This is a genomic window from Cryobacterium melibiosiphilum, from assembly GCF_003602235.1.
Taxonomy (GTDB): domain Bacteria; phylum Actinomycetota; class Actinomycetes; order Actinomycetales; family Microbacteriaceae; genus Cryobacterium; species Cryobacterium melibiosiphilum.
The window spans coordinates 1-19092 of the sequence record NZ_QZVS01000065.1 but is presented as its reverse complement, the minus strand read 5'-3'; the positions used below and the strand labels follow the sequence as shown (position 1 = coordinate 19092).

Sequence of the window (19092 nt, the reverse complement as noted above, 5' to 3'; positions counted from 1 at the left end):
CTGGCGAGATGACGAAGATCGTGGTGCGTGAAGCCAAAGCACTCGAGACGGAGGCAATCGCGGGATTGCGCTGGCGGTGGGTGGTGGAGCGGGGCGGAGTTCCGGTCGTGAGCCGGGAGGACTTCGTGGCGTCCGTAGTGGCTTTCGCGTCCGCGCATGAGCAGACACATCACCGGGTCGTGGCGATGCGCAGCGGAGTGGTCGTCGGCATGGCCTGGCTGGCGGTGCTACCCCGCGTGCCCAGCCCGCGCGCCACCGATCGTGCTTCCGGAGACGTGCAGTGCGTGTACGTCGTCCCCGAGGAACGAAACGTCGGCATCGGCGACACGATGATGACGGCCGTTCTGGACAAAGCTCGACAGCTGGGCCTCGAACACGTCACGGTGCACTCCAGCCCCGAGGCAATCCACCTCTACGAACGCACCGGGTTCACCGCCTCACCGCGCGTCTTGTTCGCCGATTTCGCCGGTCGTTGACGGGTTGCGACGCTCTGGGAGTCGAGCGTTAGCCGGTCGCGAGGGTGCTCAGTCGGGATGCTGGTCGTTCCGTCCGTGTTGCGCCGCACCGCGTCGTTGACGAGAGCGCCCGTGCCGCCGAGGAGCGCACGAAGAACGGCTGTCAAACGATCGAAATGCAGGAGCGTGCAGAGTTTGTCCAAATGAGAATTCTTGTCCAGAGGAGCTCGCAAGCGGAACCTTTAGTGAGATGTCGGAAGGGAGCTGGTGAACACCACTTCGGGCATCTGGGAAGTCGTCTGCGCCGGATGCTTTACACGGTCCTGCGGCGATGAGACGTGTTGGACCGTCAGGGTGCGATCGATTCTCGGAGAAAACTGCAGCGGGAAATTTCAGAGGTTTCCCATTCCTCAGGTTCTTCGAAATTTACGTCTGTGGTGCGTGACTGTTGAAGTGATAAATGCACCGAGGAGTAGGACCGTGAGGACCGCAAAAGATACGCGGGTCGGATTGATCCAGGCGGGAATCATGTCGTAGTTGGCGTTGCACGTATCACGCAAATGCGTTGTCAGCGCCCCAGAGCCCGATTGACGGCCATCCGGAACTCGAGGACGTGATCGACTGCCGCTTCGCCCGGCCTGCCTCTTCGTACGAAGGAGAAGCGGGCTGTGTTGAACTCCCGGAAATGACGCCAACCCGTCGGCGCCAGTCGATCCGCGACAGGAATGCCGTCGGTGGTGGTCAGGCACACATACGGCGCACCCGGCCCTGACGCCAGTGGTCGAAGCCCGCGATCGAGACACCACGCGCTCAGCTCCGGACTGACGTTCACTTGGGCCAGGTTGGCTATCCTCCCGTCAAGGTTCTTGATCGCCGAAGCGGCGCGGCGAAGAAGTTCGATAGACTGGGCACCTGACTCGGCCACCCTTAGGACGCGATGAACCGGTTCCAGGTCGGGGACATCGCGGCGGACCAGCACCAGTCCCAGGCCGACCACCAGGCCAAGGTGCTTGTGCAAAGGCGCGATCGCGACGTCGCTGCCTGTCAGGAGCGCGGGGGTGAGCACAGTACCGAGTGACTGTGCAGCGTCGACGATACGGATGCTTCGTCCACCAAGTTCATCGACCACTGCGGTGACCGGCGAGACGTGGGTTCGCAGCTCCCAGTCGGCTAATGGCCCGGCTCGCGGCAGCAGAAAATTATAAGGCGAGTAGTGCTGTTCGATGGGGCCCTCGGTATTGATGCTGCGGCCTGCGTTGGTCGCGGCGAACAACACCGCCATCAAGGCGGAGGTGGAATTATGAAGCAGATAGGGCCGGAAGTCTCCCGCGCCCAGGTCACGGACTAGTGCGCAGGTGATGGTGGACCGCAGCTCCGCTGCCTGAGCGTAGTAGTGTCCGTGCCCGGTAGACACCTGCAGATCTGGATGTAACGCCGCAGCGTCCAGTGCGCACATCAGGCCTCGAGCTCATCGGAGGCTGGAATACTCACCACGTGCCACAAAGCCGTGGCCACTGCGGCATCATCAGCTGATACCCGGCGCACATGTCTGGCTCGTTCCAGGCCGGGTAACCCGATGCCGACCACGAACGCAACGTCGGCCCGGGCTAGCAACTCTTGGTCATTCAGATCGTTGCCGAACGCCACAACCACTGACCCGTTAGCGTTCATCCGGAGGTCAAGTGGCTTCGCTTTTGTGACGCCGGCGGCTGTGATATCGATAACCCCGCCGGCGTGCAGACATATCTCCACGTCGTCGCCGGCCGAGTCCCGGAGTCGGCATATCCACAAGGCAGAATCCTGCGAGTCCACAACCAGCTTGATGACAGTCGCCAGGTCAGGGTCAGCGTCGGGGCTGTACTCGGCCCGATCGGGATAGGCCATCCACGAGAAGCCGCCGCCGCTGACGACAAACCGGTCGCCATACTCAAGGTAGAAGGGAACGGCCTCTGCGCGAAGGCACGCGATCATCGCCCTCAAGGGTTCACACGGCAGCGCTGTGGTCTCGGTCTCCCTTCCGTGGCCAGTCCGGAAGGCACCGTTGCAGCACCACCACTCATCCACTCGATCGGCCAACGCACCCATGATTTTGCGGGCTCCGCGAGGAGCGCGTGACGTAGCCACCACCAGATGGATATCGCTTCGCTCGCCCAGATGGTCCAGGGCCGCGCTCACCTTGGGTCCCGGGTGGCCTCCGTCGAAGGCGATGGTGCCGTCCAGGTCGACGATGATGGTGCGCTCGGCAGGCCGACCGAGACTCGGCATCGACCCCGGACGCAGCAGCCCCTGGGCGAGGAGCGCGGGCACCACGAAATGATCGAAAATCGAGCCCAGCTCGATACCTGCCTCTCGGAATCCGCCGTCGATCCAGGCGACCTCCTCGATTTCCTGACCCGGGGTTGCGGTCCCGTCCGCCTCAGCGAGAAACACCTCGATCCGCACCGTCGAAGACGGCTCAAAGGCAGCGCGGTCAGAGTAGGTCCCAAACCGTTGCCAAGACCGTAGATGCAGCCCGGTCTCTTCTGTGAGCTCACGTGCCAAGGCCTGGTCCATTCTTTCCCCAGGTTCCGGTTTTCCTCCCGGGGAAATAAAAGTCGTCGAGCCACGCTTTCGAACCACAAGGAGTAAGCCGCCACGGAGGATCACAGCGGCCGCCTTATCGATTCTCCTCATCCAGTAATCTCAGCCCGATCGCGCGTCTCGTGACCAATGGCCAACGAACGCCCGCTGAGAAAGTTGATGATGTCGTGACTCAGGGCCTCCTTCTCCTGGAGGTAGGCCAGGATGGTCTCATCCGTTGGTGTGGAGAAGCTGTCGCCGAAGATAGAGACACCCTCCAAAGACTTTGTGGAGAGGCCGAGCTGAAGGAGGCGATATTTGACGTCGTCGCCCGATGTGGCGAACTCGTAGATAGGACTGCGGTAGTCGATTCCATATTCAGCGAGGAACCCCTCGAAGTACTCTCGGGCGACCATGCGCTGCTCGGGGAAGTCCTGCTGATAGCGAGCGATGCCATCGTTCATAATGGCGAGGCCGTTGCGACGACAGTAGTCGACGGCGTGTGCGTGGATGGCGATTTTCTCGCCGAGAAGGATGAGATTCTTGCGGTGGGTCAAGATATCGTGCTCGATATTCGCTATTGCGATGGACCGGAAGGCGCCGCTCACGTCACTGACTACGTGAGTCACGACGAGGTCACCGAAGCGGGCCTGCAGCTCCTTAACTCGAAGGGTGAGCAGTCCGCGGTGGAGCGAGCATCCGTTATTTCCACTGAAGAGGTGGACGGGGATCCCCTGAGCATGAGGCGGGCAGCAACCAGAGTGCTGTCTCGTCCGCCACTGAACATAACCAACTGGGCATTCTCTTTTTCAATAAGCATTTATTCTCCGCAATTCATTGTCAATGACTGCTAATGACTGCTAATGACTGCTAATGACTACCAATGCTTCGCGCAGCCTAGCAGACCGTTAGCGCGCCTAGAATTATGACTGGTCAGCCTGCCGGCGTGGATGTTCGATTTCTGCGTGTTACTGGTGAATGCTGATGTGATGAGTGGTGCGCCCGTACCGTGACTTGAGACAGTCGGTAGGAGGATCATGTTTCATAATGAATTGTCGTAACATTCAGTGTATGGACGCACCCTGTAGACGGTTGAAAGTATCATTTTCGTTCACCCTGTAAGACCGACAAAACCTTCCGTGACACCAACCGATATAACAGGTTGCAATGGCCTGCCGCGGATATCTCGGACAGTCGGCCCTGGGTGAACATGGTGATCGCTGATCAAGTTTATTTCCTGGGATCGACGGGTGAATGAAGGCTCGATAAGTGGGGAAGATGCAGTTCAAGATCATCATGGTGTCGCGGGTTCAAGTCCCCTTTCCGCTAGACAGCATTCACTAAAATTGCCCAGAACTTCCGCCGAAGTCCGGGGCATTCTTCTTCCTGTTATGGGTCGAGACCTGGCTAGAGCCTCGTGTCGAGAGAGATATCCGCAACCCGCTATATGTCTGCACGCGGGTAGCGCGGTTTGCCACGGAGCGCGAGCGGAAGCGTAGCGAGGCAGATGCCGGCCGCGACGAGCAGTGCCGTGGAAAATGACAGCCCGGCAGCGAGTGTACCGATCAGCACTGAGCCCACTGCCGTGCCCAAATCGAATCCTATGTTCCACACAGCGCTGGCGGTGCCGTACTGCCCCCGTTTCACCGCGGCGAGGGACAGCAGCAGGGTCAGGTTCTGGAGTCCACCAAAAGCGATGCCGACTAAGATCAGCCCTGCAAGGAAGAGCAGGATGCTCGTCGCGTCAGGATTCTCGACCGCGGTGGCGGTGAGAATAAGACCGATGACTGATATCAGCACCAGCGGCCACAAAAAGCGCTGGGCGCCATAATGATCAGCTAGTCCGCCAACGCCCCACCGAGTCACTGCCGCGCTGAAGGTGAGCAGCGCGAGTCCGCCGGCCGTCGCGGCTGGCGCTGAACTCATCTGTGGCGCGAAGGTGATGAGCGCACCGCCGGCCAGTGTGACGCCACCAAGGAGAAGCATGGGGCCAAGGAGGCTGCCCAGCAGAAGCCGCCCCCCAGTCCCCGTGTTGTTCACCGTTGTCGTGGGTTCGGTCGGCGGCTGAAGAGCGCGTTCGGCTGTCTGTTCCCGCAGAACACGGGCCAGTTGTGGCGCAGAACTGATGCCCAGAATCGGCAGGGTGCCGATTGCAAAAACTGCCCAGAATCCCACTGACTCGGACATCCATGGCCCGAGGGGGAAAAGAACTACTTGCGGCACCGCGATTGCCGCACCGCAGGCCCCGATGGCTGCACCGTGTTGGGCACGCGGTACGAGATTGGCCACCACGGTCGATCCGGCCACGGTGAGCACACCAAACCCTATGCCACGCACTATTGAGAGGAGCAAAATCCAATTCAGATGGTCAGAGAAAAGAAACAGCAACGACGGAACCCCCAGAAGCACCAGGCCAGCGGCCAACACGCGACCGGTTCCTAGACGACTGAGAAGTCGGGGAACGAACGGCTGCGTCACAACCGTTGCCAGCAGCAACACTCCATTGACGAGACCGGCACCGGCCTCATTCGCACCGCCGGTTACCGCCCAAAGGGGTACGACGGGTAGGAGGGCAGAGAAACCGGCGAATCCAGCGGCCGTGAAAACAAGTAGCGCCGGCATTCCTGCAGCGCGCCACACCGGCGGTGGGGTTGGTGCGGGATTGGGGCTCACGTTGGACAACCCTAACCGTAACCCTAACTCCAACTCCAACTCCTAAGCGCCAAGGGCGGTGTTGCGATCAGCAATGGGGCCAACATTTTCTTGTTGCGCGGTCGACCTGATCTCCTGGGTACGGTGGTCGCCGCTTGTTTACTCGGGTGCACGGCCGACCGCGTGTCTCCAGAATCTGACACAGGCGCGTCCGCGAACGAGGGGACCGATAGGACCGAGACTCGATCGGCCAAGATAGCTCGATGTATGCAGGCGGAAGGGTGGGACGTCACGTACTACCCGTCAGATGACTCGTACGGTGGCGAGACGTCGACGGATCAGGCAGATCAGTATGACGCGTCGGCCGTCGAATGTGGAGAGCGGTTTCCCGTGACCGGCCCGAGCTCGTTTGAAGAGTATTCTCAAGCTGATTGGGATCAGTTGTACAAGGGCGAGGTTGCCCGGGCTGCTTGCTTGCGAGCGGAAGGGGTTGAGATCCCGGGTGCGCCGTCGAAGACTGTTTTCATCGAGGAGTACCCGTCCGGGGATGGCTGGTATGCGTACAGCTTCGTTTCTCCGTCAGAAGTCGGACGTGATACTTGGGAGGACCTGAATCAGGCGTGTCCTCAGTCGTGATCACTCGTCTCAGCTGAGTTATTCTCACTTAAATAATTACCGTCATCGACCAGCCCTCGATAACGCATTGGCTCATTGGGCGGCGTTCGCCTACCTCGGAGTGGTGAGCATCTTCACCCGGGCTGCCGCTTTTCGTACCGCGAGTGGCCATCGGGGCTATGGCCCAGGTCAGCCAGGTGCAACGCACCCGACCTACCCTGCACATCCTCTGGACAGCGCTACTCCTCCGCGAAGAGCTCAACTGGCGGACCATCATTGGCGGCATCGCCGTCATTCTCTGCGCCGTCATCACCGTGCGAAACACCTCTATCGCGTCAGGCTCACCCTCCGCCGAGGACCGTGAAGTTGGACCAGAAACAGTCGAGGCGATGCCGAGCACCAACCGCCCGTAAGCCGAACCCCCTGCGGGACAATCGCTCAAATCCGTTAGCGTAGCTTGAATGGCTATGCACGACGACGAGTTGCACATTGACGAGCAAGTAGCTCGCCGGCTGATATCAGACCAGTTTCCCGAATGGCGCCTTGAACCCGTCCGTCGCATCGTGACGGACGGCACGGTGAACGCCATCTTTCGAATCGGTGCCGACTTCACGGCACGATTCCCGCTGCGCTGCGCTGAGCCAGCTGATATGTCCTCCGAACTCAACCGAGAAGCCTCAGCAATGCGCGAGCTGGCGACGTGTTGTCCGGTCCCGACTCCGGTGCCCATGGTCGTAGGCAATCCGGGTTACGGCTTCCCCCTGCCATGGTCTGTACAGACGTGGCTACACGGGGCCGTGGCAACGCCCAAAGGTTTAGCGCACTCCAACATGTTCGCCCATGACCTCACCGGCCTCGTGCATTCGCTTCGCGCCGCGGCAACCAAGGGACGCCACTTCGCGGGCTCTGGTCGCGGCGGAGATCTGAAGGACTCCGACGAGTGGATGGAACTCTGTTTCCGAGAAAGCGCCGGGTTGCTTCCCGTCGATCGGCTACGCATTCTCTGGATGGAGTTTCGGAGTTTGCCGCCTTCTGGCCGCGAGGTGATGACTCACGGCGATTTGACTCCGAGCAATCTCCTCGTCGAGGGCGACCGGCTGGTTGGCGTCCTGGATGGCGGTGGGTTCGCTCCGGCCGACCCGTCACTCGATCTTGTCGCCGCGTGGCACCTGCTCGATGACAAGAGACGAGCGCTCGTCCGTAGCGAGCTGACTTGCGATGACCTCGAATGGTGGCGTGGAGCTGCGTGGGCGTTCCAACAGGCGATGGGCCTGGTGTGGTACTACCGGGAGTCGAACCCAGGGATGAGCACTCTCGGGCAGACCACCTTGGCGCGCATCGTCAACGACCCAGAGTTTTCGGCGCCTACCTCCGGTAGCCCGGGAGCCCGTTAGCGGAACCCTGAGCGGAACGGAAGGTTTCTCTGGTCCGGTGCGAATAGGACTCACCGAGCAGCCACCGCGCGATTAGATCATTTCGTGGCGCGCCAAGCAGTCGAGGTACCAGTTGAAGCCGACATCATTCACGTCGCCAGTGACCATGGAATAGTAGTTACGCTCGTTGGTTCCGGCTTCCCGGTAACCGGTCACCGCGACCAAGAATGTGCTGAGGTAATCGGACATTCCATATACTTTGGCCCCGGTCACCTGACCAGCTTCGCGTTCAAGAACAATCGACGTGCGCTGCCCCAGCGCGTGTTGAATCGTCAACAAGTTGTAGGCCAGCCACGTCGCATCCGTCAATGCCGGATGCGCCGTTTCGGCACCCGGGCGATTATTCTGCGTCAGAAACAGGCTCCTCCAATAGTCCTCGTAGGCCTCAGGACCACAGTCTTTCATCGCTTTCTCTTCTGCGCTGTACAGGCGTTGAAGTACATCAGGATGAGTGATTGTGTACAGCTTGTAGATCAGGTCTTCACGGACCTCTTCATCATTGCGGTAGTCCTCACCGGAAATCGCTGCCAACGGGATCTCATAGGCCCGAAATTCCTTTTCCAGCCAACCTTCAACGGCCTCCGTTGTCCACGCTCGCGGATCGGTTATCTTCCAGCGCTCAAACAGACTTGTCACTGTGTCGCTCCGTCTCATTCCATCGATAAGTCCACGATATCGGGTGGCCCAGCCGATGTTTAGACCGCCGCAAGACGATGTGTCGATGCCGCTGGCCCCCATCGTCGTGGACGGGTGCACTGGCCGCGAAACTGTCCATTTCACCAACCTTTAGAGGTTCAATTCGGTCTTTGTGTCACCGTTTGCGACCTGGTCCGCGTTCAAGCCAGCCGCGGAGTTGTTCTAGTCGTCGTATCTTGAGCAGACGGATGAAGTGAAACTCCCCATCGACTCCCCACAAAGCAACGATTGGGGTCCACCTTCGTTTGTTGCCCGCGGTTCTCCAACAGAGAGAGGGGAAAGTGTTCACATCGGTGTCCCCGGACGTGATGTCGCTCTTCGCGATGGTGCATGTCGAGAGGAGTCCATAGACGACTACCGCGGACTCGTTGCATCGCGCGCCCATCGTGTACCCGCGGATCATTAATGTCATTCCGGCGATGACCATGATGAAGAAGAGCCACGCGCTTTCGGCGTGCGGAAGCTGCGATACGGCGAACACAGCAAGACCCAGACCAGGAAAGGCATTTGCAAATCGGTTTACAACATGCGGGTACAACGGCATTGCCTCATCATGGCCTATCGAATGCTGGAGCAATCCACGCATCGCTGCGGGAAGCTCACCAAAGTTGAAACTTCAACCCAAAGAGTTGACCTGAAACAATCTCACGCCGCCGAAATGCTACCCCTGCCCACCCGTGGCCTCAGTAACGGGCGTCCCGTTAGCCGGACGACGAGTGCGACGAATTGGGCACCAAGCCACCCGGCGCCCGAGCGCACCGATGGCGTGTCAGTTGGGAACGGCTTGCGGGACGAATTCCTGCGCCCGTAATCTACCCGTGCCTTACGGCATTGATGGTCCAGACCTGCGCGAACGCGTGATCGACCGCGCTTGTCGCTGTCCCGCCCTTAGGGGTAATTCTCAATCGATACCGCGAACTGGCATCATTCGAGGATGAGCAACAACCCAGCACCCTTTGTCATCCACCTCCATGATGACGTTCTTGGTGATCTTCGCAATCGTCTTCGGAATACGCGCTGGCCCGATGAAGCGCCGGGAGCTCCGTGGAGTCAGGGCACGGATCGGACCGTCCTGCGATCGCTCGTAGATGAGTGGGCTGAGGGTTTTGACTGGCGTGAGCAGGAGCGAGCACTGAATCGCTATCCGCACTTCATGGCCGAGATATCGGGCACCAAGGTGCATTTCATTCACGTGCGGAACGGGAAGCCCCCACTCATCCTCACCCACGGCTGGCCGAGCTCTTTCGTCGAGTTCCTGCCCCTCGTGGATCGCCTGTCCCAAGACTTCGACCTGATCATCCCCTCACTTCCCGGTTATGGCTTCTCCGAACGCCCGGCCCGGGTCGGGATCGACGCCGCCTACACGGCAGGACTATGGCTCAACCTCATGGAGCAGCTCGGGTACTCGCAGTTCGGAGCGATCGGCGGCGACTTCGGCGCGGCCGTAACGACCCACCTCGCTCTCATTGCCCCCGAGCGGGCGACCCGGATCATGATCACCACCCCGGAGATGCATCCTGTCCTGGATGCGAACAGCCACCCTCTCTCCACCGCAGAGAAGGCGTACCTCAAGCACGTGGAAGGGTGGGACGCCACTGAGCGCGGATACAGCTCTATCCAGTCGACGCGCCCTCAGACTGTCGGGTACGGGCTCAGCGACTCGCCCGTTGGACTCGCCGCGTGGCTGATCGAGAAGTGGCGAGCCTGGAGCGACAGCGACGGCGACGTCCTTGAGAAATTCGGGACAGATTTCCTACTCACGAACCTCACGCTCTATTGGGCAACAAACTCGATCACGCCATCAATGCGCGACTACTTCGATGCACGCTGGCACAGCACGGCACTGACCGGTACAGACTTCGTGAGCGTTCCGACCGCCATCTCGGTGTTCGCAAACGAGTTCGCTCCTACGGGGACACCGCCTCGCGAATGGTACGAACGCCTCTACAACGTCCAGCAATGGTCAATCGCCGCTGCTGGTGGCCATTTCGCCGCTGCCGAGGAACCCGACCGGGTAGCGCACGATGTTCAGACGCACTTCACTGCGGCGTTCGCGTAAGCCGAACCTCGTCCAGGCACGGTACTTCCGCTCTGGTCGGCGGGGTCTGTCCTCCGATGACTGTCCAGGCGGTCAGGAGGCGATGGTGAGGGTGACCGGGCCAGCTTCTGACGGACCACCACACTGTTCGCTGCCGCCGACGCGCACCCAGACGAGTGCCACGCCCTTCTCGGCGAGTATGTCTTCGTTTGCGGAAAGCGCTCGGAGAGTCGCGTTCTCCGGCACCTCCATGGTGAGCGCGATCTCCCACGAGTGATCATCGACTTGAGAGGCGAAGTAGGGACTCTCCCAAGCCGACGGACTGGGCGTGTACGTCTCACGATCCTGCGGACGCAGCGTTTCCACCTGCACGGGTTCATCCGTGGCTGGCTCACCGAGTGCAGGAATGGAACACTGATCATCGATGCACATCTGCACCGTACTTACCTCACCGATCGCGCCGTCGAGCGTCACAGCGACCGTATTGCCCCACCCGATCGCGGGGCAATTGACGTAGCTCGATGTGGAGCAGCCCGCGAGGGCGACAATCGCGATCAGGGCCGCTCCGATACTGACAAGGCCGACGTCCCTGGACTTGGATCCGGCGTTTGCCATGTTCCCCTCATTCCGTTCGTCTCCTTGAGACTAGCTTTGCCGCGCGTCGGATTCTCTAACGGTGACGGCTGACAACGGCAGGAGAGGTGCGATTACCGCGATGCTGGGGGCGCCGGTCGTGGCTCCGGCTCCGGCGAGTGCTCCGATCTGACCCCACGGCAGGTGTCACCGATGAACGTCCCAGCTCGCGTCTAGCAAAGTGCGTATGCAGTTTCGCAAGCCGGACGACGAACGCGACAGATCCGGGCCAAACCACTTGGCCGCGGCGTGCGCCCACGTTGTGTCACAGGGGAACCTCTTGCGGGACGGTGGAGGCAGCAGTCTTCGCTGGGCTCTAGTGCATCGCCGGGGCTTCCCAGCGAGGTGACGAGATCATCGGGGCAGATCCGGAAGGAGCTCGCCTTGGGGTTCACTCTTGACTCTGGCAGGGTGGTAGGCATTTGGACCCGAGTTGATGAGGGCTTCGAGGCCTTTGCGAGTGCTCACGAGGTCTGCGATACGCGCGTCATAGGCCTTGAGGTGCTCCACTAGGACGGGTGTCGCGCACGGCTCGAGGCGCCCTGGCTCGGAGACGCAGTCGATGAGTTCAAGAATTGTGCGGGTTGGCAGCCCAACGTCTAGGAGGGAACGGATCGCTCGCACTCTGTCCACCACCGCGGGGTCGAAAAGCCGCTGGCCCGACGTAGACCGGTCGGCGGCCAAGAGGCCTCTGCTTTGGTAGTACCGAAGAAGCCGCGGCCCGACTCCTGTGAGCGCCGACAACTCACCGATGCGCATCATTTCGTGCGGAGTGGGTTTTGCCTCTGACACTAATGTCACCTCATACCCTTCACTCATGACGCACTCACTGACACTCCTCAACGGTACAGTCGCCTCGTCTGACGACTTGGCTCCACTGGCATTTGCGGGCTTTGCTCACTTCACGGCAATGCAGATTCACGATCGATCCATACGCGGTCTGGACCTGCATCTGCAGCGGCTCCGAGATGCCAGCGACACGATGTTTGGCAGGCACCTTCCGGATGCCCAAATTGTGGACTATCTCCGTGTGGCACTCAACGCAGCACCCGAGGACGCATCGTTGGCATTATTCATCACGTCGTCCCCAGGAGAGTTCGTGGCTCCTCGCCCTGAAATACAGCTGGATGTTGTGACGAGAATCACAGACGCTGCCACGGTTCCCCTGGGGCCGTTGGCCTTAGACGTTGTTGCCCACCAGCGCGACCTGCCTCATGTGAAGCACGTCGGCGAAGTGGCCAAGACGCTGCTTCTTCGTCAGGCCGTCACGCGGGGATTTGACGATGCTGCCTTTGAAGATTCTGAAGGACGACTAAGCGAAGCGACCATTTGGAACCTGGCCTTTTGGGATGGACGCTCAGTGATTTGGCCCGAAGCCAACATCCTTACCGGCGTAACTATGCAAATTCTCCAGCGCCAACTCAGCGCACTCGGCGTGGACCAGAAAACCCAACCCATCCGTCGAAACGAACCACTTGGCCAACTGGCGGGCGTCGTGATGAATTCGTGGACCCCTGGCATCGCCATCGCCCGAATTGGTGATCATCGGCTGATAGCCGATGCCGACTTCACAGGACTTCTCCACTCTGCTTACCAGCACGAGCATCTCGTAAGCGTCTAAGTAGTAACCGTTTTCGTAACCAGAGTCGCTTTCAGACGTGCCCTCCACCGGGGGCTTAAGCCACCAATAGCTCCTGGGTCGTGCCGGTATGGGAAGGCTCAACGGGTACGCTGACGCCTGAACCGCCGGCATCCGGTCGGGCGATCCGTCACCGGCCACCTCAGAGGATTGCCCGGTTTGGCTCCCGAACGTAGGGTTGAATCATGGCTGAGCATGAAGAGTTGGCAGTTTTTCTGGGTGACTGGCATGCCGAGGGCACCTCTTATGGTGGTGACGAGCAGTCGCTGGATAATCCGCACGCGGGAGCGAGTCCGTGGAACAGCATCCACTCCGCCCGTTGGCATTCGGGCAACTACTTCATCGTGCAAGATGAGCGCGCGAACGGTCCGTTCGACACACTTAGTCTGATGGGCTGGGACGCTGAAGCCGACCGCTATTTCACCCGAACGGTCGAGAATCACGGCTTCGCACGCGATTACACTCTGACTGTCGACGGTCATACTTGGACGCTAACGGGCGAGCACGAGCGAGCAACGTATCGATTCGGCGAAGACGGTCGCAGCCAGGAGATCGCCTGGGAGTGGAAACCCGCCGAAGTATGGCTACCGCTTTGCGACCGCACCGCTAATCGCATCAACTGATCGAGCACCAACGACTTCCAACGGTGGGTAAGTCTGCCTAGCGCTGTGTCATACGGGAACGGCTAACGGGACGTCCGCACCTGAAGCGGACCTCCCCGTAATTCGACTGTCGGCGGTACCCGGTACGGTAACGGCAACTAGCTATATTGGAGGCCCCTGTGGACCACTCTCATCCGAACGACATTTTCATCAAAGCCGGTGGAGTCGAGGTCGAAAAGCCGCCTCTCGTCGTCGACGGGGACAACACGCTGAGCGGAACACACAATGGATCAGTGTGCGTGCACGACGGGACGCTCACTATCGTGCGAGGCGCCACCCACAACGGGTCGCTGACGGTGCAACCATCCGCGCACGTCGCCATCCACGGCGTGCACAACGGGTCGTTGACAATCGGTTCCTCCGCGACGAGCGAAGTCCTCGGGGCACAGAACGGGAGCGTGCACGTCGACGCCAATGGCGCTCTTCGAGTGGCGATCGGCGGCCGCCTCGCCGGATCCTTGACAGTCGCGGGTCGAATCGAGAACGCTGGCGTGCGAGGCGGCACGGTCACCAAGATTGGCGGAGAAGTCATCGACCTCCCTGGGTCGACGATTAAGGAACCACAGTGCGGCGCAGATGGAGCGAACGTCGTTCGTTGGTAGGTCAGCGCCACAACGTGTTCTCGAGTCGTCACTGACGGCGAAACACCGCTTGTAGCGGCGAGTGGGGCGTCCAGTTAGCCGAACGTCCAACGCGACACTGTGTGGCATCTTCGGCCTGACCCCGGCCGCGTAAAGTCGTTCATCCCCTTGGGATGGGAAGCTGAGGGGATGGAAGCACTGGATTTGATTCGAAGTCTCAACGCACGTCCGGCCGTTCGTTCGTTCACGGATCGCCCGGTGCCCTCGGACGTGCTCTCGGAGATTATTGAGGTTGCCCGGTGGACTGGCTCAGCCCGCAACCGACAGCCCTGGCGCTTCACCGCAGTCTGTGACCAGGAACACCTCGAAAAGCTCGGCGGGCTCGGGGCTTACGCGCAGCACATTGCGTCCGCACCGTGCGCCCTCGTTCTTCTCTCAGCCGACAACGGCTATCGGGACACGGAGTTCGATCTCGGCAAGGTCAGCCAGACAATCATTCTCGCCGCGACCGCCTTGGGGCTCGGAAGCTGCCTGGCCACCATCTACCCGGAGTCCAACGTGGCCAAGGCGGCCCAATTGCTCCAGGTGGAAAGCGGATGGCTCCCGCACCACGCCATTTCCATCGGATACCCAGGAATTCCGAAGACGGGCACCCGAGCGATCGCCACCGGCCGGCTGTCCACGGCAGATCTACTTTCCATTCACCGCCCGTGAGCCGAACGGCTATCAGACCGTACTTAGACTCGATATCGTGACTGCCAATAGGGTTCGTGAGGCCTACGCCGAGAGAGCGGAGGAATACACGAGGCTACTCGGATCAATCGCTGACACGCACGAGTTAGATCAGCAGCTTGTCGGCCACTGGGCGCGCGAAATACAGGGCGCGGTAATCGACGCAGGATGCGGTCCCGGCCACTGGACCGACTTCCTGAACAAGTTGGGGGTCGATGCCGAGGGCATTGATCACGTTCCAGCCTTCATTCGGAACGCGAGAATGAGATTCCCGAATGTGCCGTTCCGAGCCGCTTCACTTGTCGATCTCGGCGTCAATGACGGATCCGCAACCGCAATCCTTTCGTGGTACTCCGTTATCCACCTTGCGCCGACGGAGTTGCAATCGGTTCTGGTGGAGTTCGCCCGCTGCATTGCCCCCGGAGGAAGTCTCCTCCTCGGGTTCTTCGAGGGCGACACCGTTGAGCCTTTCGCACACGCTGTCACGACCGCCTATTTCTGGCCTATCGGCAAGATGAGCGCAAAGCTCGAGATCGCAGGTTTTCAGGTTGACTCGGTGCACACTCGAACCGATCCAGGCAAGCGGCCCCACGCCGCGATCATCGCCCATCGAACAGATGTCTGAGCGCCATCAGTGGCCGTCCGTTAGCCGAACCTCATTAGGCATTTACCGACCAATTCTTGATTCGCCCGCATGCTGACGGCACAGACCATGTTGCTAAATATCTGAAAGGGCCGAACTCGCAGTACGTCCAGTCCATCCAGAGATCGAAAGGATCTCGGCGGCGATGTCGGAGACTGTGCGGTGGTCGGTAGGAATGCGGTGCACGGCAGCCGATGCGTCACCATGCAGTTTCACCGCTGCCGCTGTGCTCCGTTCGAGTGCGTCCTCCAACCCCGACCCGATCTCGCGCCGGGCAAGGCGCTGTGCGGCGGTCGAATCACCCGCGGTCAGAAGCACCCCGACGGCGTGAACATCCGCTCCGAGCGCGGCGGTCAGAGCGGACATTTGCAGCACGCTAACGGTGTTGGTAAAGATCAGACGCGAGTAACCGGCGGCTTGATAGTTGCGCCACATGGCCGCGAGGTTCTGCTCGGCAAGATCGATGCCGTTCCTCCAAGGCTCTGGGTGCGCTTGGTCGAGGTTGTCTCCCTCGATGAGGGCGTGAGGAATGGATTCAAGCACGAGCAGGCGCGAAAATTCGGCGGCCACAGTGGTCTTGCCAACGCCAGAACGGCCACCGATGAAGATCACGTCAGTGCGGGTCGCGGGCAGCATCCACCCAGTCTGACACAGCCAATCGGCATCGAGCCCGACCCGAGCTCAGCCGACTATCGGAGGTGGGAAATACAGCCCGTAAGCCGGACGGTGACCGGGACACCTAAACGCTCACGGAGCGCCGATAGTGATCCGCATAGTTCCGGGAGCGCTCGATTCCTGTATGCCCCGCCCGAGAAAATGCCCGGTGAAGGGGGATAAACGGTACACTCCAGCATGACCGGAATGCTTATCGGCTACGCGCGCGTATCCACCAACGACCAAGACCTCACGGCCCAGAAGAACGCCCTCGCCGTCCTTGGTGTCTCACTCCAGCAGACGTTCACCGATCAGGGCCTGACCGGAACGAACCGTGCCCGGCCAGGTCTTCGCGAAGCGTTGGCCGCCTGCCGAGCCGGCGACACCCTCGTCGTGACCAAGCTCGACCGACTGGCGCGCTCACTTCGCGACGCGAAAGACATCGTCGATGACCTCACCCTGCGTGAAGTGAAGCTCAGTATCGGCGGTTCCGTTTACGACCCCACCGACCCGGTCGGAAGGCTCCTCTTCAACGTGCTCGCGATGGTCGCTGAATTCGAGGCCGACCTGATCCGCGCCAGAACTCGCGAGGGGATGCAAGTTGCCAAAGCGGCCGGTCGGCTCCGCGGCAACCAACCGAAACTGTCCCCGGCGCAGGAGAAACACCTGGTCGAGGTCCACCAGCGGGGCGAACACACGACGGCGCAGATTGCTGAACTCTTCAGCGTCGCCAGATCCACGGTCTACCGGGCAATCCAACGAGCCGGGGACACCGCCGCCTAAACGTGCGTCGTGGAAAGGAGTATGGGTATACGGGCGTTTTGTGCAGAGGGGTACGGAAAAGCCAGTTCACACTCGCCCGCACAACCCCGAAAACACCATGGCCGTTGTTCAGACGACTTCGGAAAATGACAGATCGCCCTCGGCGCTCTTCATCCGAACGGGTGTCCCGGTCACCGTCCCTGAGTGACACGTGGGTGGTGATTTCGGATGTTTGGTGGCGAGACTGTCGATCTGACGCGTGGGCAGTTGGGCCTTCGTCGTCTGCGAGGTGCTGCGGTTGCCGGTCGCCGGGGAGGATCAGACCGTTCCACTGACCCGGGCAATTACTCGGCGCACGACCTTGCCTGAGGACGCGCTGACCACTTCCTCGTCCATCAGCACTTCCACCCCAGCGAGGGCCGTCATGACGGCCGAACCATCAAACGCTGCGTATAGTCTGCCGGCGTGGTCTCGCCGATCGGATCCCTGGGTGACACGCCAACTCAGAAAGAGCGTTCCCGTGGGAATAAGGAGGCTGAGCATTCGGGCGACGGAGGGCCCGACTTCAGCATCGGGCAGATGCATGATGACCGTCTCGCACAGCACGTTTGTGAACGATGCGTTCATGACTCCGTCGAGTCCCGGCAACAGTCGGCATTCGAAATTCACCTCGGGGTGGCGCCTGCGTGCCTGGGCCAAGAGTCCCTGCGACGCATCGAATCCCGTGGTCGGGAAGCCGTGCATCGAGAGCCATGCGCTGTCGCGACCGCTGCCGCACCCCACGTCTGCGGTGGGGCCTGGCGTGAAGTGCTCCGATAGCAGCGCATATAAATCTGTCGGGGCGTCCTGCTCCTGCTCCCACTCATCGGCGTAACTGGCGGCATCGGCGTCGTATGCCGCAATCGTCTGAGAATCCATGCCGCCAGTCTGCGCCATGTCTGGATCGATCAATGTCAGGAGTGGACCTACCGTGGTTGCGGCCGGGACGCCTGCAACGAAGACAACTTCGCGGCAAGCTAGAGGTTCCGAGGCGATATGAATACAGCGACCTCAGCAGCGGCCCTTGCCTCGTCACGCTAAACGATCGGCTGCCGGTCAACGCGAGCTGTTCCGTTGAGGGTTCCGCTCCCGGGCGGTGATGCCGCTATTCTGCGGCAATAGAGCACCGCCACTCTTCTTCAATAGCCACAGGGGTGGCGGAAAAATTCGGCTGCGTCAGCCGATGAGTGTCGACCATGCGACATCGATCACGCAGAGACCATCGTCGGTTTCGCGGTAAAAGACGTAGCCGGGATGTTTGTCATCCGGAGTCGCCCCCTCGGGAAGACCCTCCAGGTTGATGTTCCACTGCGGATCGAGTGGTACTTGTTCATCCCAGTAGTCGGCAAAGAACCGTTCCGGCTCGCCTGCAGAGCGGCCTTCCCAATCTTTTGCCGTACCGAGGTCGGCTTCGGCGTCTTCGCAGACGAGATCGGATGTTCCGCCAGAAGCGAGGTCTTTGATGAGGTTCTCGGTAGTTTGGATAACTTGAGCACCGTCGTTCCCCCAAATTAGCGTGTCTACGGAGCACCCGCTCAAGACCACTGCGCACACAGTTGCGAATCCGGCGAGAGCGAGAGCGCGACGAGGCTTCATGCCTTGAGGCTACAAGATGGCACGTCGCCGAATCACTTTAAGCGGAGCTTCCTAGAGCCCGCGTGATTTCTTGTCGTGCCCGCTCCGCGTTCCGCGAGCGGACACTCTACGCGTGCTCCTCGACATCAACGAGCCAGCCTTCCAGCGAGCGTCGGCGTTGCTCGGGCGGTGGAACAGCGGTCCCTTCGACGCGAGGAAGCGGTTCGTCGTCGTCATCGATGCGCAGCCGAACTCCCTGAGCCGAGGTTAACCTCGCTGAATTCGTAACTGGCTCGATCTCGATCATGTATCGCGAGGGGGAACGGGCGAGGAACGCTCCGTTGCCGAACTCGCGGCCAACCTCCGCCCACTCGTCGCCGTCCGCCGCTTTGATCGATTCCGGCGGCGCGCCGTGGCCGGGACGACGTAATGACCAACGCTCGATGACGTCTCGCGTGACCTCGTGTACCGCGACTACCCGGCCGCGCACACGATCGGTGAACTCTTCCTCATGGTGCGACTCCATCGCTTCCACCGCGGCGAATAGTTCCGGTCCGAGCATGTCAGCGAGAGCAGCAGGCGGCGTTCGCGTCTCGATACCGAAGTCGACCTCATCGCCGATGGTAAAAGCATCGCCACAGCACGCCCATTCCCATTCCGTCAGCCACACGCGCGTCATAACCCCACGCTAACCCAACGCCCACACCGCGACGCAGCCGACTCG

General features: G+C 60.7%; 21 protein-coding genes. 10 read left to right on the top strand and 11 right to left on the bottom strand.

The window, feature by feature from the left end; translation table 11 throughout:
- Positions 1–8 precede the first annotated feature (8 nt).
- Entirely contained in the window at positions 9–476 is a 468-nt protein-coding gene (locus tag D6T64_RS04980) for a GNAT family N-acetyltransferase (RefSeq protein WP_035880386.1), read from the top strand.
- A gap of 547 nt (positions 477–1023) precedes the next feature.
- On the opposite strand, the gene D6T64_RS04975 is transcribed toward D6T64_RS04980, so the two are convergent.
- The 4 genes from D6T64_RS04975 to D6T64_RS04960 form a co-directional block, all read right to left on the bottom strand.
- Complete coding sequence (locus D6T64_RS04975; protein WP_035879775.1) at positions 1024–1911, bottom strand: DUF6024 family protein; 888 nt, start codon at positions 1909–1911, stop codon at positions 1024–1026.
- The gene (locus tag D6T64_RS04970) at positions 1911–3128 is read right to left on the bottom strand and encodes an HAD hydrolase family protein (RefSeq protein WP_081882460.1); all 1218 of its coding nucleotides are present in this window, start codon (positions 3126–3128) and stop codon (positions 1911–1913) included. The genes D6T64_RS04975 and D6T64_RS04970 overlap by 1 nt, the downstream gene beginning before the upstream one ends.
- Positions 3125–3622 carry a hypothetical protein gene (locus tag D6T64_RS04965; protein ID WP_051973807.1) on the bottom strand — a complete coding sequence of 166 codons (498 nt, stop codon included), beginning with the start codon at positions 3620–3622 and terminating at the stop codon, positions 3125–3127. The genes D6T64_RS04970 and D6T64_RS04965 overlap by 4 nt, the downstream gene beginning before the upstream one ends.
- 835 nt (positions 3623–4457) lie before the next feature.
- Entirely contained in the window at positions 4458–5636 is a 1179-nt protein-coding gene (locus D6T64_RS04960) for an MFS transporter (protein WP_051973715.1), read from the bottom strand.
- An 809-nt stretch (positions 5637–6445) separates the two neighbouring features.
- On the opposite strand from D6T64_RS04960, the gene D6T64_RS04950 reads away from it, so the two are divergent.
- Together D6T64_RS04950 and D6T64_RS04945 are read left to right on the top strand one after the other, a co-directional pair.
- Entirely contained in the window at positions 6446–6694 is a 249-nt protein-coding gene (locus D6T64_RS04950; protein ID WP_134360431.1) for a hypothetical protein, read from the top strand.
- Positions 6695–6742: 48 nt separating this feature from the next.
- Entirely contained in the window at positions 6743–7675 is a 933-nt protein-coding gene (locus tag D6T64_RS04945) for a phosphotransferase (RefSeq protein ID WP_119972563.1), read from the top strand.
- 72 nt (positions 7676–7747) lie between these two features.
- Here the strand turns inward: D6T64_RS04945 and D6T64_RS04940 are convergent, their stop codons facing one another.
- Entirely contained in the window at positions 7748–8350 is a 603-nt protein-coding gene (locus D6T64_RS04940) for a hypothetical protein (protein WP_119972560.1), read from the bottom strand.
- Between the two features lie 994 nt (positions 8351–9344).
- Here D6T64_RS04940 and D6T64_RS04935 point away from each other — a divergent pair.
- Positions 9345–10469, top strand: a complete 1125-nt coding sequence (locus tag D6T64_RS04935; RefSeq protein WP_119972557.1) for an epoxide hydrolase family protein — start codon at positions 9345–9347, stop codon at positions 10467–10469.
- A gap of 72 nt (positions 10470–10541) precedes the next feature.
- Here D6T64_RS04935 and D6T64_RS04930 read toward each other — a convergent pair whose 3' ends face one another.
- Together D6T64_RS04930 and D6T64_RS23630 are read right to left on the bottom strand one after the other, a co-directional pair.
- A complete protein-coding gene (locus D6T64_RS04930) occupies positions 10542–11063 on the bottom strand; it encodes a hypothetical protein (RefSeq protein WP_119971496.1) in 522 nt (173 codons plus the stop codon).
- Between the two features lie 372 nt (positions 11064–11435).
- On the bottom strand, positions 11436–11840 hold the full coding sequence (locus D6T64_RS23630; RefSeq protein ID WP_377012970.1) for a MerR family transcriptional regulator: 405 nt from the start codon (positions 11838–11840) through the stop codon (positions 11436–11438).
- A gap of 58 nt (positions 11841–11898) precedes the next feature.
- On the opposite strand from D6T64_RS23630, the gene D6T64_RS04920 reads away from it, so the two are divergent.
- The 5 genes from D6T64_RS04920 (at position 11899) to D6T64_RS04900 (ending at position 15320) form a co-directional block, all read left to right on the top strand.
- The gene (locus D6T64_RS04920; RefSeq protein ID WP_119972551.1) at positions 11899–12702 is read left to right on the top strand and encodes an aminotransferase class IV; all 804 of its coding nucleotides are present in this window, start codon (positions 11899–11901) and stop codon (positions 12700–12702) included.
- Between the two features lie 203 nt (positions 12703–12905).
- On the top strand, positions 12906–13343 hold the full coding sequence (locus D6T64_RS04915) for a DUF1579 family protein (protein WP_119972548.1): 438 nt from the start codon (positions 12906–12908) through the stop codon (positions 13341–13343).
- A gap of 158 nt (positions 13344–13501) precedes the next feature.
- Positions 13502–13984 carry a hypothetical protein gene (locus tag D6T64_RS04910; RefSeq protein ID WP_119972545.1) on the top strand — a complete coding sequence of 161 codons (483 nt, stop codon included), beginning with the start codon at positions 13502–13504 and terminating at the stop codon, positions 13982–13984.
- 168 nt (positions 13985–14152) lie between these two features.
- On the top strand, positions 14153–14677 hold the full coding sequence (locus D6T64_RS04905) for a nitroreductase family protein (RefSeq protein ID WP_119972542.1): 525 nt from the start codon (positions 14153–14155) through the stop codon (positions 14675–14677).
- A gap of 37 nt (positions 14678–14714) precedes the next feature.
- Positions 14715–15320: a class I SAM-dependent methyltransferase gene (locus D6T64_RS04900; protein ID WP_119972537.1), complete on the top strand. Its 606-nt coding sequence runs from the start codon at positions 14715–14717 to the stop codon at positions 15318–15320.
- 93 nt (positions 15321–15413) lie between these two features.
- Here the strand turns inward: D6T64_RS04900 and D6T64_RS04895 are convergent, their stop codons facing one another.
- Positions 15414–15974 carry a nucleoside/nucleotide kinase family protein gene (locus D6T64_RS04895; RefSeq protein WP_119972534.1) on the bottom strand — a complete coding sequence of 187 codons (561 nt, stop codon included), beginning with the start codon at positions 15972–15974 and terminating at the stop codon, positions 15414–15416.
- A gap of 216 nt (positions 15975–16190) precedes the next feature.
- Here D6T64_RS04895 and D6T64_RS04890 point away from each other — a divergent pair, with 216 nt between their 5' ends.
- Entirely contained in the window at positions 16191–16775 is a 585-nt protein-coding gene (locus D6T64_RS04890; protein WP_119972531.1) for a recombinase family protein, read from the top strand.
- A 297-nt stretch (positions 16776–17072) separates the two neighbouring features.
- On the opposite strand, the gene D6T64_RS04885 is transcribed toward D6T64_RS04890, so the two are convergent.
- The 3 genes from D6T64_RS04885 to D6T64_RS04875 all read right to left on the bottom strand — a co-directional run bounded on the left by D6T64_RS04885 (position 17073) and on the right by D6T64_RS04875 (position 19047).
- A complete protein-coding gene (locus D6T64_RS04885) occupies positions 17073–17705 on the bottom strand; it encodes a class I SAM-dependent methyltransferase (RefSeq protein WP_199719061.1) in 633 nt (210 codons plus the stop codon).
- 264 nt (positions 17706–17969) lie between these two features.
- Complete coding sequence (locus D6T64_RS04880; RefSeq protein ID WP_119972528.1) at positions 17970–18389, bottom strand: hypothetical protein; 420 nt, start codon at positions 18387–18389, stop codon at positions 17970–17972.
- A gap of 106 nt (positions 18390–18495) precedes the next feature.
- Entirely contained in the window at positions 18496–19047 is a 552-nt protein-coding gene (locus tag D6T64_RS04875) for a DUF6578 domain-containing protein (RefSeq protein WP_147364471.1), read from the bottom strand.
- Positions 19048–19092 lie beyond the last annotated feature (45 nt).